The organism is Niveispirillum sp. (genome assembly GCF_017996735.1).
Lineage (GTDB): Bacteria > Pseudomonadota > Alphaproteobacteria > Azospirillales > Azospirillaceae > Niveispirillum.
Window position 1 is genome coordinate 1 of record NZ_JAGOGJ010000147.1, and the last position, 15,221, is coordinate 15,221.

Annotated in this window: 10 protein-coding genes and 3 pseudogenes; 3 read left to right on the forward strand and 10 right to left on the reverse strand. The window is 60.2% G+C overall.

Features of this window, described 5'->3' with window-relative positions; all coding sequences use genetic code 11:
- Window positions 1-398 precede the first annotated feature (398 nt).
- The 3 genes and pseudogenes from KBA48_RS28035 to KBA48_RS28045 all read right to left on the reverse strand — a co-directional run.
- A pseudogene (locus KBA48_RS28035) lies at window positions 399-626 on the reverse strand (IS110 family transposase); the annotation flags it as partial.
- 1,197 nt (window positions 627-1,823) lie between these two features.
- Window positions 1,824-2,228: a helix-turn-helix domain-containing protein gene (locus KBA48_RS28040; RefSeq protein WP_292911997.1), complete on the reverse strand. Its 405-nt coding sequence runs from the start codon at window positions 2,226-2,228 to the stop codon at window positions 1,824-1,826.
- Window positions 2,225-2,485: a type II toxin-antitoxin system RelE/ParE family toxin gene (locus KBA48_RS28045; RefSeq protein WP_292911998.1), complete on the reverse strand. Its 261-nt coding sequence runs from the start codon at window positions 2,483-2,485 to the stop codon at window positions 2,225-2,227. Before KBA48_RS28045 ends, KBA48_RS28040 begins: the two co-directional genes overlap by 4 nt.
- Window positions 2,486-2,599: 114 nt before the next feature.
- Between KBA48_RS28045 and KBA48_RS33115 the strand changes: the two genes are divergently transcribed.
- On the forward strand, window positions 2,600-3,211 hold the full coding sequence (locus tag KBA48_RS33115; protein WP_367273887.1) for a hypothetical protein: 612 nt from the start codon (window positions 2,600-2,602) through the stop codon (window positions 3,209-3,211).
- Here KBA48_RS33115 and KBA48_RS28055 read toward each other — a convergent pair.
- Both KBA48_RS28055 and KBA48_RS28060 read right to left on the reverse strand, forming a co-directional pair.
- Window positions 3,167-3,568: pseudogene (locus KBA48_RS28055) on the reverse strand (IS5 family transposase); the annotation flags it as partial. The gene KBA48_RS33115 and the pseudogene KBA48_RS28055 sit on opposite strands and share 45 nt — an antisense overlap.
- A gap of 124 nt (window positions 3,569-3,692) precedes the next feature.
- Window positions 3,693-6,347 carry a Tn3 family transposase gene (locus KBA48_RS28060; RefSeq protein ID WP_292911999.1) on the reverse strand — a complete coding sequence of 885 codons (2,655 nt, stop codon included), beginning with the start codon at window positions 6,345-6,347 and terminating at the stop codon, window positions 3,693-3,695.
- A gap of 131 nt (window positions 6,348-6,478) precedes the next feature.
- On the opposite strand from KBA48_RS28060, the gene KBA48_RS28065 reads away from it, so the two are divergent.
- Entirely contained in the window at window positions 6,479-7,039 is a 561-nt protein-coding gene (locus KBA48_RS28065; RefSeq protein WP_292912000.1) for a recombinase family protein, read from the forward strand.
- A 219-nt stretch (window positions 7,040-7,258) separates the two neighbouring features.
- Here KBA48_RS28065 and KBA48_RS28070 read toward each other — a convergent pair.
- The 3 genes and pseudogenes from KBA48_RS28070 to KBA48_RS28080 form a co-directional block, all read right to left on the reverse strand.
- Window positions 7,259-7,459: pseudogene (locus KBA48_RS28070) on the reverse strand (IS110 family transposase); the annotation flags it as partial.
- Window positions 7,460-7,732: 273 nt separating this feature from the next.
- Window positions 7,733-7,942, reverse strand: a complete 210-nt coding sequence (locus KBA48_RS28075; protein ID WP_292912001.1) for a hypothetical protein — start codon at window positions 7,940-7,942, stop codon at window positions 7,733-7,735.
- Window positions 7,943-7,968: 26 nt separating this feature from the next.
- Window positions 7,969-8,259 (reverse strand): hypothetical protein, encoded by a 291-nt coding sequence (locus KBA48_RS28080; protein ID WP_292912002.1) that lies wholly within the window; start codon window positions 8,257-8,259, stop codon window positions 7,969-7,971.
- 224 nt (window positions 8,260-8,483) lie between these two features.
- Here KBA48_RS28080 and KBA48_RS28085 point away from each other — a divergent pair, with 224 nt between their 5' ends.
- Window positions 8,484-14,720 carry a Calx-beta domain-containing protein gene (locus KBA48_RS28085; RefSeq protein ID WP_292912003.1) on the forward strand — a complete coding sequence of 2,079 codons (6,237 nt, stop codon included), beginning with the start codon at window positions 8,484-8,486 and terminating at the stop codon, window positions 14,718-14,720.
- A gap of 4 nt (window positions 14,721-14,724) precedes the next feature.
- On the opposite strand, the gene KBA48_RS28090 is transcribed toward KBA48_RS28085, so the two are convergent.
- Both KBA48_RS28090 and KBA48_RS28095 read right to left on the reverse strand, forming a co-directional pair.
- Window positions 14,725-14,931, reverse strand: coding sequence for a Tn3 family transposase (locus tag KBA48_RS28090; protein WP_292912004.1), 207 nt, complete (start codon window positions 14,929-14,931; stop codon window positions 14,725-14,727).
- 101 nt (window positions 14,932-15,032) lie between these two features.
- Window positions 15,033-15,221 (reverse strand): hypothetical protein (locus KBA48_RS28095; protein ID WP_292912005.1); only part of this gene is annotated, 189 nt, incomplete at its 5' end.

Here is a 15,221-nt window from a genome sequence, read left to right on the forward strand (position 1 = left end):
CAGGGTCGGTGCGCTTGCCAAGGCAGTGCGGCTCTATCTTCGCCCATTGGGCGTCCGTCAGAAGATTCCTATCCATCCAGAGCTTGAATCACATAACGACCCTTTTGTGAATCCCCACAGACCCTAACTATTGCAGCGAAATATAATACCATGTGTGGACGGCCCCTTGGGAACAAGGGGTAGGCGACATGATTTGTTCGGGTCGATTGCGTTCAAGTGTCCGGCCTGTTTGTGCGGCACATGACCGCTGGCCCAGATGGGGTCCGCCAAGCGACTTCCAAACAAGGGAGCGACCTTTTGGGGCCACAGGTATTAACGGAATGTGTCGCCTGTCGGTTCGACCTGTTCTCATCTTATCGCTTTGCACTTGTTCCCGGCACCGGCGTGCGGGCGATGTCTCAGGCGGTTGCCGGCCTGTAGGCTTCGCCCGTGCGCATCATGGCCCACAGGATGCGGGCCCTCTTGTTGGCCAGAGCGACGGCCACGAGCTTTCGCGGCTTTCGCACCAGCAATTGCAGCAGCCAGGGCGAGGCGGTTTTGCTGCCTGGCCTTGCATGTCGGATGACGGCGGTGGCGCCGACGACCAGCAATTGTCGCAATCGCTCATTGCCGGCCGGAGGCAAAATGCTGCGGGTCCACGGGGCAGGGCGAAGGTGATGGCGATGGCTGGGCCCACGCAGGGCATCTCGGCCAGCGAGCGGCTGACTTGACTGGCCTTGTGCAGGGCCAGCAACTCGGCCTCCAGGGCATGGATTTGCTGGTTCAGCTGGTCGATATGCTCTTCCATGCGTGCGAACAGGGCGCGGGCCACAGCCCCCGGTATCGGCTCATCAGCGGCCAGCGTGTCCGCCAAGGTCTTCCACAGTTCTGATCGTGGCTGACAAGAGAACGGCTTCACTTGCCTCACCTCGTGATCATGTCTCAACCAGCGTGACGGAGCCGGCGGTGGGCGGGCCGCCGCACGTGACCGCCAGGTCGAGGGCTTCACCCGGACTGTCGAACTGGTGGGCCCTCTCTGCGTCTGGACCCCGGGCCGCGCCCTTCTCGTTCCACCAGTACAGGAACGTCTCTGATTTCCCATCATGCCGGCTGAGGTAGTATGCCACGGCTCGGCGTCCCTCACGTTGTGGTCAACGCGCTGACACGGCGACCGAATAAAAATTGATAGAGTCACAGCTCCAGGGGCAGGTGCTCAGCTATTTGCCTTCAGCATATGATAGAACTGCGTCCACTCCAGAAGGATATGCTTTCAGGCGTCCGATTTGAAGATGGAGTAACAGGTGCGTTGAAAATGCAAGAAGCGGAGTGATATAGGAAAGTTGCGATCCTTTTCCTGCGGTGATTTACATCTACGTTAATTGTATTACAGCTGACTTGTGCCCACCAGCGAAAACAGCATGCGCAATATATATTCCATTTTCATCGTTAACATCAAGATAAATGCTGCCGTTAACCTTTTGTACGCTGATCGATCTATCGTCGTATTTCTCCCGTAATGGATCGTCCAATGCAAGACCAGGGGGAATTTCTGCGACCGTAATTGTATAATTTCCGAACGTTTGCAAAAGGCTATTAAATTTATCAATTCTTCTGACCACCACTGTAATCCTCACCTTGTGGTCATGTCTCTACCAGCGTGATGGGCCCGGCGTTGGCAGGGCCGCCGCACGTGACCGCCAAGTCGAGGGCTTCACCCGGACTGTTGAACCGGTGTGCCCTCTCTGCTTCTGGACCCCAGGCTGCGCCCGCCTCGTTCCACCAGTACAGGCACGTCTCCGACTTCCCATCATGCCGGCTCAGGTAGTATGCCACGGCGTGGTCGGTCAGTTGGCGGCATCGACGGTGGCGGCCCTGGGGTCGGGCACCAGATCATCCATATCGACACGCAGGGCCGTGGCCAGCGCCTTCAGCGCGGCAACGCTGCCCGGCTTGCGACCAGTTTCGATTTCCGACAGGTATCCCGTCGCAATGCCGGCGGCGGCGGCCAGGGCACGGGCGGTCATGCCACGATGTTCCCGCCAGACCCGGACCGGGTTAGCGCCATCCAGCAAAGCCTTGGCCATGTCCCAGGGCAGGGTTTCAGTATGGCCGGCAGCCAGATCGGCCTTGAACTGCTGCACGGTCGCGATGTCCCGCGCTTCCTCTAGCGCTGCCAGCAGCGCATCATAGTCGGCGCGAGCCAGCAGGACGGTATCGGCGGTGATGGTCAGGGGGGTAATGGCGTTCATTTATACACCTCTCCACGGACGTCGACGATAACCACCATCATGATGTCATCGATACGCACCAGCTCATATACGGCGCGCCAGTCACCCTGGCGGATACGGTACATGTCCTTCACGCCGGTCAACGCCTTCACATCGAAAGGGTGGCTGACGAAGGGAGATGCCGCCACCGTTTCCAGCTTCTCCATCATGGAGGAGCGAGCCTTCGGCGGCATCTTCGATAGGCCTTTCAATGCGGCTTTGCTGAGTGCGAGCTTCATGGCTGAATATTCGCTGATGGAGAACGTGACGTCAAGAGAGAATTCTCTAACAGAGAACTATGTCAATGGGTTCGGGCCGGCGATGCGTCCTATGTGGATTGGCAGGCGCGGGCATTGCGTCTGCCAGACTCCAAGACGGGCGCCAAGATCGTGCATTTCGGGGAAGCGGTGGCCGCCGTCCTGCGGTCGATCCCCCGGCTGAAGGATAATCCCTGGGTCATCACCGGCACGAAGGAAGGTGCCCGGCTGACCGACCTGCAGCCACCCTGGCGCCGTATCCGCAAAAGGGCCGAACTGGACGATGTCCGCATCCATGAGCTGCACCAATTCCTGAAGCATATTCCCTATCAGGCTAACCGGACCTTGGGCGTATTGTCGAAGATGTTCAATCTGGCCGAGATTTGGGGGCTGCGGCCGGACGGCAGCAATCCCTGCCTGCATGTGAAGAAGTATCGTGAGGAGAAGCGCGAACGGCTTCTTGGTGCTGACGAGTACGCCTCCTTGGGTCAGGCACTGGCCGAGATCAAGGCGGATGGTTCCGAATCCCCAGCCGTGCTGGCCACCGTGTGGTTGCTGATGCTGACGGGCTGCCGCCTGGGTGAGATCATGACCTTGAAATGGTCCTACGTGGATTGGCAGGCTCGGGCGTTGCCTTTGCCAGACTCTAGGGTCCAGACTCAATCAGGTCCAGTACGCCACGATGGTTGCGATTGCGATGGTGGATAGGAAGTTTCTGGCGAGCTTGTCGTATCGGGTGGCGACGCGCCTGGAGTCCTTGAGGCGGCAGAAGACCGCCTCAACCATCCACCGGAATTTGTACCTGACCTTGTCGAAGCGGATCGGCTTCTTGCGTGACTTTCTGCCGGGAATGACGGGCTTCACGCCCTTCTCCTTGATCTTGGCCCGCAATTTATCACTGTCATAGCCCTTGTCGGCCAGGACGTAGCGGCAGTCATCGACCTCAGCCAGCAGGGTCTCGGCCATCGTGATGTCGGAAACATTGCCCGCCGTCACATGCAGGGCCACCGGACGGCCAAGCGTGTCGGTCAGGGCATGGACTTTTGTGGTCTGACCACCTCTGGAAATACCATGTGTGGACGGCCCGTTGGGAACAAGGGGTAGGCGAGATGATTTGTTCGGGTCGAATGCGTTCAGGGACGTACGGCTGAGCGGAACGGAAAACTATCATAAGCGGGGATAATTCTTTTCAAAAATCCCATTCGGAACTAGGGTCTCTCAGTGGCCTTAGTCCTCCGTTTGCGACGGTCTCGGGCAGAAGGAACTCGTAGCGCCCGAGGAAACTGATGTGACGCCAGCACACGGGGGACAATCGGGCGATGTCGTCGGCTTGGATCGCCATTCCGGAATCGTCAAGCTGGCGCAGCGCTTCCTGCATGTAGATTGCGTTCCAATGGATGATGGTGTTAAGGGCGAGGCCGAGCGCGCCGAGCTGTTCCTCCTGCCCCTGGCGGAGGGGACTTCTGATTTCGCCTCGCTCGCCATGGTGGACACGGCGGCCCAACTTGTGCCGGAGTTCCTGACGGTTCAATTGAACCAGGATTCGGCGGCGGAACGGCTTGTCGTCAATGTAATGCAGGATGTGGAGCGTTTTGATGACGCGCCCGAGTTCCGTCAGCGCCTTGGCCAGGGTGGTTGGCCGGTCCTTGACCTGCAAGGTGCGCATGATGCCGGCCGCTTTGAGATGGCCGAGTTTGAGCGAACCGGCCAAGCGGATCAGATCGCTCCAGTTTTCGATGATGAGGTTGATGTTGACCGTTCCGGAGGCGAGGGCGTCGAACGGTCCATAATTGGCGTCCCGGTCAATTCGCCAGAGTTTGGCACCGCCGATATCCGCCAGACGGGGGCTGAACTGATAGCCCAGCAGCCAGAACAATCCAAAGATCGCGTCGGAATAGGCCGCCGTGTCGGTCATGATTTCCAGTGGCTCAAGCTCGGTCTCCTGCTCGAGCAACAGAGCGAGAACCATGAGGCTGTCGCGCAGGGTTCCGGGAATGACGATGCCGCCCAGACCGCTGAACTGATTGGAGATCATATTGTACCAAGTCACGCCGCGCGCGTGGCCGAAGTATTTCGGATTGGGACCGGCATGGATGGCGCTGGCGGGCGCGGCGAACCGCATGCCATCTGCCGAAGCGGTTTCGCCGTCGCCCCAATGGGCGACGATGGGCAGGCGGCTGTGAGCGGCAACGATTATGGCGTTGGCGGCGGCGATGGTTTCTGGGCGAATGAAGTTCTGACTGATCCAGGACAACCGGTCTCGGCGCAGCGCCGGAACCTCAGGCCGAACCAACGGCTCGAGACCGATGTTGCAGGCCTCCCCGACCAAGGCGGCGCACAGGCTGATCTCGAAATTTTCGACGTTCGCTTGGCGTTCGCTGAGATGCGTGAAGGCCTGGGCGAAGTTGGCACGCGCCATGACCTCAAGAAACACGTCAGCAATTCCGGCATTCGGCATTCGGGCCTGAACGGCGGCGCGAAGCCCTCGCAAGCTGTCCGGCTCGTCGAGCCGATCCAGCGGGGTGACGACGAGTTCGGATTTGCCGTTCGTCGTCTCGAAGCGCAGATCTGGATTCTCAGCCACCCGCGCGATGGTCTTGCGATAGGCTTCGTCAAGCAACCGGCTCAAACCGGCGACTTCGGCAGCGCCGTCCAGCGAACGGCCGAGCGCGCGACAGACCATCAGCCTGGATTCTTGCCACGTCTCGCCATCAAGCATGCCGCAGCGAGGATCGCCATACCGGATGCCCGGCTTGGCAAACACGTCGCGCCGCTTGAGCGCGCCGCGCCACGCGTCAATGATCGCAATGACATAGGCGCGGGGGTCAACCACCTTGTTGTTCTGGTCCAAGGCGAATTGCCGCCACGGCCTCGGCACGGCGGCAGTCGGCGCGTCAACCATCTTCGCCTTGGACCAGTCGGCGATTCCCTTCAAATAATCGATGGCGTCACTGACGGCAGCGCCGTTCGGCGTGGTGCCGGTCTGGATGCGCAAGGTGATATTGGAGAACAATCGTCGGGCGCTCCGCCATCGGGCGCGCAGTTCGGCATAAGGCCTTGTCTCAGTCGGCTTGGCGATTTCTTCGATTTTGGCCATGGCGGCTTCGAGATCGGCGCGCGGCAGTTGTTCGAAGAGCACTTTGCGCCATTCAGTGAGCGGCAAGCTGTCTTCCGCCACCACCAAGAGGCCCATCTCCCGCAGCAGCATCGCGGCGGCGTCAAGATCCCGCAAGCTTCGAACGCGCCCCTGCTTGGCGGCGGCCTCGGCATCCTTGAACAGATCGGTCAGAAGCGCTTCGGCGAGTTCGGTGGCGTCATCCTGCGCCACAGCCTCCAGCGTATGGAACAAGGCGGCGATGGTCGCTGTTCGGCGAGGCTCTTGAAGAGCGATGATTGCAGACGGCTTGCTCGCCCGAGCGACACGGGCCAGCCGTTCGATGGTCGCGGCGGGAACGCCCCTGGGCGGCGAAGGCCGCAAATTGAACGCCCGTACAGCGTCGAGCCGATCAAGATGGCGGAAAAATTCTGTGGCCGAGCGCTTGGTCGGGGCGGTTCTGAGCGCATCCAACGCCGCGAAGGCGGAGGAATCGCCATCGTCGAACAAACGGGCAATGCGGGCGCGCTGATCATTGCTGAGGCTGGAGACCAAGCGACGCCACAGACGGATTCTGGCGCGATCCCGCACGGTTCCAGTGAAGCGCTCGAGAGTCGTGATGCCCGGCAGAAGCACCTTGTTGACGACGAGCCAGGACGCGGCGCGATCAACCAGCGATCCAGGCCGGTCATCGCCGTCAAAGCGGGCAAAGTTCTGGCGCTGGGCTTCAGTCAGGTAACGTGTCGGCATGTTGTGCGAAACTTAGGATATTTGCGAGGACGGCGGCAGGCGCGGCAAAACAAGGCTTTAGCCACCGCAAAAGTCCTGCGCGAAACAAAATTCTTTTGCAATATGTTTCGCACAGACACCGGAGCCGTCGCATGAAGCTCGGTTACGCCCGCGTCTCCACCGAGGATCAGAGCCTCGACATCCAATGCCGACGGCTCTCGGCGGCGGAGTGCGAGAGGTTGTTCGAGGAAAAAGTCTCCGGTACAGCGCGAAAGCGGCCTGAGTTGGAGACGTTGCTATCCGATCTGCGCAAGGGTGATGTTCTGGTCGTGACCCGCCTTGATCGGTTGGCGCGATCAACGGCCGAACTGCTCCGGATCGCCGAGAGGATCACCGAAAAAGAAGCAGGATTACAGTCGCTTGACGAACCCTGGGCCGACACGACCTCGCCAGCCGGCAAGATGGTCATGACCATATTCGGCGGGATCGCCGAGTTCGAACGGACGCTGATCCTGAGCCGCACCAGCGACGGCCGCCAAGCCGCAAAGGCCCGCGGCGTCACCTTCGGCCGCCCCAGCAAGATGCGCCCCGATCAGCAGGAACTCGCCCGCCAACTCCTCCTCGAAGGAAAATCTGTCAGTGCCGTCGCCAGGACGTTCAATGTCCATCCGGCGACCATCTATCGCTGCATCGAGCCAAAAACTTCCTTATGATAGTTTTCCGTTCCGCTCAGCCGTACGTCCCGTTCATGTGTCCGGCCTGTTTGAGCGGCGGATGACCGCTGGCCCAGATGGGTTCCGCCAAGCGACTTCCAAACAACGGCGCGACCTTTCGAGGCCACAGGTATAAACGGAATGTGTCGCTTGTCGGTTCGACCTGTTCTCATCTTCTCGCGTTGCACTTGTTCCCGGCACCGGCGCGCGGGTGATGTCTCAGGCGGTTGCGGGCCTGTAGACTTCACCTGTGCGCATCATGGCCCACAAGGTGCGGGCCATCTTGTTGGCCAGGGCGACGGCCGCGAGCTTGCGCGGCTTTCGCTCCAGCAATTTCAGCAGCCAGGGCGAGGCGTTTTTGGCTCCTGGCTTGGCGTGTCGGATGACGGCGGTGCCCCCGACGACGAGCAATTGTCGCAAGCGCTCATTGGGGTCACGACATAGAAGGGGCGAAAAACCACGCTAAGGGGACAAATCAAGAACGGTTCTCCCCTGTCCATCAAACCTCGGTTTAACGGACAAGGGGGGGGCGAATTTCCGGTTTGCGCCTCAACGTGATCGTTCACGGGGACGGTTGAACTTACTGGAAGCGGAGGTAGCGAGATACGAGTTGGAGGTTCCCTTTGTGGTTTAGATCAGACTTTAAGCAGCGCGGCGTAACGTCCGCACGATGCGCTTCGCCTCCAATTGAGGTCAGTCGACTATCTCAATGGCTTCGCCATTGAGACTGGCCTTCCGTCCGATGGTTTCCTCAGCGGCTTGCCGGGCCGCATCCCCGCTCACGAAACTGTCGCCGGCACCATCGTCCGCGTACTCGGCGCCCGCCTCCGTTACGCCCTGGGCGCTCCACGTCCAGCCGTCCTCGACAGGCTTTACAGCAATGGTCCAGTAGATGGTGGCCATGGGGCTTCCTCTTGTCATCTTCCTGGTCAACCCCGCCGGACGCGGCACCGCATCCAGCGATTTTTCAAAGCTGAGTACGACGCGCGGTCCAGTGCGACCGTCTCCACCATGTCTCCGCTGCCATCCAGCAGGTCAGCGAAATGATCTTCCACTTCCCCACCGATCTCGACCCGGCCGGAAATCGCAGCTCGTCGAAGAACGGTGTCGATGGCTCCGGCGCCGCCGGCGAACTGGACAGCTTCGCAGGGTACCGCCTCGTCCTTGACGACACAATAGAGCCGAACCGCGTGCGCGCTACCAGGAACTGCTGTGGTCACGATCCCTCGTTCCTCTCGTGGTGAGGTGTACCGATTCATCTGCCGAGGCGTGGGTTCATCCAGCCCGTCGGCCAGTGCGCGCCATCCATCGGCTGGCGTCACGCCTGCGTCGAAGCCCTGCCGATGTTTGGTGCCATGGTCATAGTTGACATTGCTATTTTATTTAGTAAATTCCATGCGTTAGGGCTAGTATTGGTTGCATCATACACCGGGGCGGGGGCGAAATGTCGAATCTGTACAAGGTTATCAGTTTTTTTGATAATGACAACCTGCTGTTCAACGTCGCTGGCGGCTCATTCACCGCCTATTTCGACAGCCTGGTGGAAAAGGACGAGGGATCTCTGCCCGTTGACCTTCCCGGGCTCGATTTCGCCCTGAAATACGCCTATGAGTTGGGAATCCCGGTCACGGCAGCCGTTAAGAATGGCGACTACGACTTCGCCTATGCGGTCGATTCCACCATTGTTGCACCCGACGCGGTCAAGGCCGGCAACAGTTTCGCCCTTGGCACCGGCGGATTCTCGTTCAACAACGGCGATATCGCGCTGACGGGGCCAGAGGTCGGACTGTCCGCGCAGGTGGTAGCAAATGTGTCTGCCTCGGTCACCGACATCGTGATTGATCCGCCCTTCGTGGATCCTATTGCCATACCGGAGATCAAGATCGCCGGTGTCGAATACTCATTCGACCTTTTCACCAAGGACGACCCCAGCTTCTCGCTGGGTGATTATGCCGAGATCACACTGGATACGGGTGCCACGGCCACTTTCGAGTCTACGGACACGGTTCTTGGCCCGAAAGGCGGTTATCTGCCGACGCTGGTGACATCGGCCCTCACCGAGGACGCATTAGTGGAACTGAATGTCGATCTGGACAAGCTGATCAGGGCGTTGCCCGTCAGCCCCGGCTTGTCCAAGGTTCCCATCGATGGCGAAATCGACCTTAAAAAGTACAATTTCGACGGAAAATTCAGCTATTCGCTGTTCGACCTGGATGCTCTTGTTTCGCTGCACCCGTTTGTACAGGTCAGTTTCAAGCCGACCGACATCCTGATGACGGTCGATAGCAGTTATAATGGCGAAAGCCGGACCGGCAGCATCGGCGACAATTTGTTCTTTACAACGCCTTCCACGGGCAAGGGCACCATCGATCTGTCGGCGCGATACGAACTGAGGGGCGAATACATCGTCGAGTTCGGCGTAGTGGTGAAGGGGGCCATTGAACTATCGGTGCTTGAGGCCTCTCTGTCGATGAATTCGGCGCTGGGCAGCTTCGACTTGTCTACGGAGGCACTCTCCACAACCTTCCCCGAGGAAGGGATCAACCTGTTCAGCCCCCTGATCATCAAGACGCTGAAGACGCCGGTATCGCTGTCATCCACCACGACATCGACCGTGAAGGTCGCCTATGACAGTTCACTTCCAGAGAATAACGCCTATTACGGCTATCTGGACACAACCAGTCCGGCGCAGACCGTATTCACCGGCACCGACAATAACGACCGCCTGCAGGGCAATGCCCAGGCCAACACGATCACCGGCGGAGGGGGGTTCGACACGCTCTACGGCATGGACGGCGCAGACTTCATCCAAGGCGGGGATGGTGGCGACCTGATTGATGGCGGCGGCGGGAATGATACGCTGGAGGCTGGCACCAGCGGTTTCGATACAATTATCGGGGGGGCGGGTGACGATCTCGTCATCGCCACCGGGGGAAACCAGACCCTGGACGGGGGCACGGGCAACGACCGCCTGAAGATCGACGTCAGCGCCTATTCCTACGGTGTTATTTATGATTTTGACAATTATCAGGGGATTTCGTCGGAATCCAGCCTGAGCATGCTGCTGACGGCGCTGAAAGGCTCGGTCAGGACCATCTTCAACAGCACGCCGCTCAACCTTCGCATCAGCGGTTTCGAGACGTACGAGATCATCGGCGCCAGCGGGAACGACGCGCTGATCGATTTCGCTGGAAATTCGCAGTTGGACGGGCGCGGCGGCTCGGATACCTACTTCGCCGACCTGTCCAAACTTTCCACTGCCGTGGTCTGGGTCAACGACCCCACCGCAACGCAATGGCTGACGCTTCCCAACGGCACCCTGGTTCGCGGCGTTGAACGGCTGGTCCTGCAGACCGGCAGCGGAAACGACGTGATCCGCAACACCCAAAGTGAGGCGAACGACGAAATCACCACGGGCGCCGGCAATGACACGATCGAGGCGGGTTTCGGGCGGGATACTATCCGGGCCGGTGCCGGTGACGACCTGATCATCGCATCCATGAGCGCCGTCACGATTGATGGCGGTGCCGGCCGAGACCGGCTGAAGGTGGATGCGGCCAATGCCGGGACGGCGACCGCCGGCTATGGTTTCTATTATGTGTTCCAGAACAGCCAGGGGTCAGGTCAGGTTGGTTCAGGCGCCAGCATGGATACGATCCTGGGCGCGAAAGAAAGACCGCTTGCGGGTATCTTCAGCAATAGCGGCACGTCGCTGAACGCCCAGATAAGCAATATCGAAACCTTCGATATGGTCGGCACGGCCAGTACCGACCTGTTCGTCGATCTGAATGGTGGTTCCCGGTTCGACGGGCGCGATGGCGCGGACACTTTCTTCGCCGACATGTCCAGATTCTCCACTTCGGTTGTGTGGGAAAATGACCCGACCTCCGCGAAATGGCAGGAATTGCCCAATGGCACTTTCGTGCGTGGCGTCGAACGGCTGCTGTTGCTGACCGGCAGCGGAAACGATCTAATCCGCAACATCAAGGTCGCCACCAGTGACGAGATCCGGGCCGGGGCGGGTAACGACACGATCGAGGCGGGTCTTGGACAGGACACGGTCCTGGCCGGGGATGGCAACGACCTGATCACCGCTGCCTTGTCCAGTGCCACGATCGACGGTGGTGCCGGGACCGACACGCTGAAGATCGACGCGGCCAACGGGGGGCGAGCCTCAAGCGGTTACGGCTTCCACTATACATTCCAGGACAGCCAGGGAGGGGGGATCCAGGTTAATTGGTCCTCGGACATGGACGCAATCCGCCAGGCGATGGCGAAGCCGCTCTCCGGCATTTTTAATAATGATGGCCTGTTCAGCCTGCGGGCCAGCAATGTCGAGCTTTTCGACATGGTTGGCACGGCCGGCACCGACCTGTTCATCGACCTGAATGGCAGTTCCCGGTTCAACGGGCGTGATGGCGTGGACACTTTCTTCGCCGACCTGTCCGCTCTGGCCAGCCCCGTTATCTGGGAGAACGACCCGACCTCCGCGAAATGGCAGGAACTGCCCAATGGCACCTCGGTGCGCGGCGTTGAACGGCTGCTGCTGCTGACCGGCAGCGGAAATGACGCGATCCGCAACATCAAGGTCACTGCCAATGACGAGATCCGGGCCGGGGCCGGCAACGACACGATCGAGGGGGGGGCGGGAAACGACACGATCCTTGCCGGCGACGGCAACGACCTGATCATCGCTGGTATGTCCAGTGCCACGATCGACGGCGGTGCCGGGACCGACACGCTGAAGATTGATGCTGCCAACGAGGGAAAAGCCTCAAGCGGTTACGGCTTCCACTATGTGTTTCAGGCCAGCCAGGGAGGGGGGACCCAGGTTAATTGGTCCTCGGACATGGACGCGATTCGCCAAGCGGTGGCGAAGCCACTCTACGGCATTTTTAATAATGATGGCCTGTTCAACCTGCGGGTCGGCAATGTTGAGCTTTTCGACATGGTCGGCACCGCCGGCACTGACCTGTTCATCGACCTGAATGGTGGGTCCAAATATGACGGGCGTGACGGCGTGGACACGTTTTTCGCCGACCTGTCCGCCCTATCCAAGGCGGTGGTATGGGACAACAATTCCGGATCCATCGACTGGCAGGAACTGCCCAATGGCACTTTCGTGCGTGGTGTGGAACGGCTGCTACTGCTGACCGGCAGCGGAAACGATGTGATCCGCAACATCAAGGTCACCACCAACGACGAGATCCGCGCCGGGGCCGGCAACGACACAATCGAGGCGGGTTCGGGCAACGATACGGTCCTGGCCGGCGACGGCAACGACCTGATCACCGCTGGTATGTCCAGCGCCACGATCGACGGTGGTGCCGGGACCGACACGCTGAAGATTGATGGGGCCAACGGGGGAAAAGCCTCAAGCGGTTACGGATTCCACTATGTGTTCCAGGCCAGCCAGGGAGGGGGGACCCAGGTGGGTTCGTCCGTTGACATGGACGCGATCCGCCAGGCGATGGCGAAGCCTCTTTACGGCATTTTTGACAATAGCGGCCTGTTCAACCTGCAGGTCGGCAATGTCGAGCTTTTCGACCTGATTGGCACGGCCGGCACTGACCTGTTCATCGACCTGAATGGTGGTTCCCGGTTCGACGGGCGCGATGGCGCGGACACATTCTTCGCCGACCTGTCCGCCCTGGCCAGCCCCGTCATCTGGGACAACGACCCGACCTCCGCGAAATGGCAGGAACTGCCCAATGGCACCTCGGTGCGCGGCGTTGAACGGCTGCTGCTGCTGACCGGCAGCGGAAATGATGTGATCCGCAACGCCAAGGTCACTGCCAATGACGAGATCCGCACTGGCGCCGGTAACGACACGATCGAGGCGGGTCTGGGACAGGACACGGTCCTGGCCGGCGATGGCAACGACCTGATCACCGCTGCCTTGTCCACTGCCACGATCGACGGTGGTGCCGGGACCGACACGCTGAAGATCGACGCGGCCAACGGGGGACGAGCCTCAAGCGGTTACGGCTTCCACTATGTGTTCCAAGCCAGCCAGGGTGGGGAGACCCAGGTTAATTGGTCCTCGGACATGGACGCGATCCGCCAAGCGGTGGCGAAGCCGCTCTACGGCATTTTTAATAATGATGGCCTGTTCAACCTGCGGGTCGGCAATGTCGAGCTTTTCGACATGGTCGGCACGGCTGGCACTGACCTGTTCATCGACCTGAATGGTGGTTCCCGGTTCGACGGGCGTGACGGCGTGGACACATTCTTCGCCGACCTGTCCGCCCTGACCAGCCCCGTCATCTGGGACAACGACCCGACCTCCGCGAAATGGCAGGAACTGCCCAATGGCACCTCGGTGCGCGGTGTGGAACGGCTGCTGCTGCTGACCGGCAGCGGAAACGACGTGATCCGCAACGTCAAGGTCACTGCCAATGACGAGATCCGCACCGGGGCCGGCAACGACACGATCGAGGGGGGTTCGGGAAACGACACGATTGATGGTGGTTCCGGGACCGACAGCGTCATCTTCTCCAGTGCCTATGACCAATATACGGTCACGACGTCGAACGGGGTCACAACGGTCCGGCATGGATCGGACGGCACCGATACGCTGGCCGGGATCGAGCGTCTGGTTTTCTCTGACCGTATTGTCAATCTGGGGGGAACGGGCCCGGTCATCCTGCCCACCCTGTCCGTCGTGGGCAGCACCGTCACAGAGGGCGACACCCGCGCCACCGTGCTGACCTACACTGTCACCCTGTCGGAACCGGCCACCAGTCCTGTCACCTTTACCGCCCGGACCAACGGGGGGACGGCCACCCCCGGGGTTGATTATGTCGGGATCGATACGAGCTTCACCATCGCCACCGGTGCCCGCAGCGCCACCGTCACCGTGAACGTCAATGCCGACAAGCTCACGGAGTTGGACGAGACGGTGACCCTGGTCGTATCAGGCATCAATGGCGCCACATCGACAGGGGGTGGTGACACGATCACGGTGACCGGTCTCATCATCAATGATGACCACGATACGGGCTTCTCACTGGAATCCTATCGCGCCCTGAACCCTGACCTGATCAGCGTGTTCGCCAGCGATGACGCCGCGTATATCCGGCATTACATCACCAACGGCAAGGCCGAGGGCCGGCCGGCAGCCGGGTTTGACGCCAGCAGCTACGCTGCACTGAACCCCGACCTGTTCCGCTTCTTCGGCCTGAACGAACAGGCGCTTGGGGACCATTACCTGCACAATGGGATGGCCGAAGGGCGGCAAGTGCACGGATTCAACGTCGAGGCTTACGCAGCGCTGAACCCCGACCTGTTCCGCTTCTTCGGCCTGGATGAACAGGCGCTGGTCAGCCATTACATCAGCAACGGCCGGGCGGAGGGCCGCGATGCCGGGGGCTTCGACGCCGAGGCTTACGCGGCGCTGAACCCCGACCTGTTCCGCGCATTCGGCCTGAACACACAGGCGCTGATCAGCCACTTCATCACCGACGGCCGGGCCGAAGGCCGTGTCACCCAGGGCTTCGATGTGGAAACCTACGCCGCTTATAATCCCGATCTTCTGGCCTTTTTCGGGCTCGATAAGTCCGCCCTGGTGGCCCACTATATCAGCAACGGCAGGGCGGAAGGCCGCATCGCGTATGTCCCCGATAGCGGGGATGGTGTGACGGCCCTCGACATCATTGGCATGACAGGGTTGGAAGGGTGAAGAATCATCGCTTGATATAGCACAGGCAAATTTGGCTGTGACGCTGCGGAATGGCCCTAATGAGAGGGGCGGTGGGGCCGTTTCGGACTTCAAGGGGCGCCACGCCCTTGTTCAGGCCAGCATTGGTGCGCCGGCACAGGGCCGGATCGCGCAGCCAGTCGAGTGTGAAGATCGTCCGTTCAACGCGCCCCAGTTCGCGCAGCGCCAGCACTCAGCATCCTGTAACCGTCCTTGTCGAGCTTTGCGGGTTCGGCCCAGAGGTAGTCGCCGGTGAGATTGATGTGCTGCCAGCCCAAGGGCGCCAGATAGGGGTCACGACATAGAAGGGGCAAAAAACCACGCCGCCATTATCAACCAAAGACAGCTTGAGTGTTGTTTTGTAATGATTTCAGTGTGATTCTCTTGGGGTGACCCAGGGGGATTTCCATGTCCGCTGAACTTGAGCTTCTTTCTCGCATCCGGACGCTTGCCGATGCGGTGGCCGCGTTTTCGGATGATGAT

Bases quoted from the DNA above. Each gene is read 5' to 3' on its own strand.
- KBA48_RS28045 (WP_292911998.1), bottom strand. From the start codon at position 2,485: ATGAAGCTCGCACTCAGCAAAGCCGCATTGAAAGGCCTATCGAAGATG.
- KBA48_RS28085 (WP_292912003.1), top strand. From the start codon at position 8,484: ATGTCGAATCTGTACAAGGTTATCAGTTTTTTTGATAATGACAACCTG.
- KBA48_RS28075 (WP_292912001.1), bottom strand. From the start codon at position 7,942: ATGGCCACCATCTACTGGACCATTGCTGTAAAGCCTGTCGAGGACGGC.
- KBA48_RS28065 (WP_292912000.1), top strand. From the start codon at position 6,479: ATGAAGCTCGGTTACGCCCGCGTCTCCACCGAGGATCAGAGCCTCGAC.
- KBA48_RS28060 (WP_292911999.1), bottom strand. From the start codon at position 6,347: ATGCCGACACGTTACCTGACTGAAGCCCAGCGCCAGAACTTTGCCCGC.
- KBA48_RS28040 (WP_292911997.1), bottom strand. From the start codon at position 2,228: ATGAACGCCATTACCCCCCTGACCATCACCGCCGATACCGTCCTGCTG.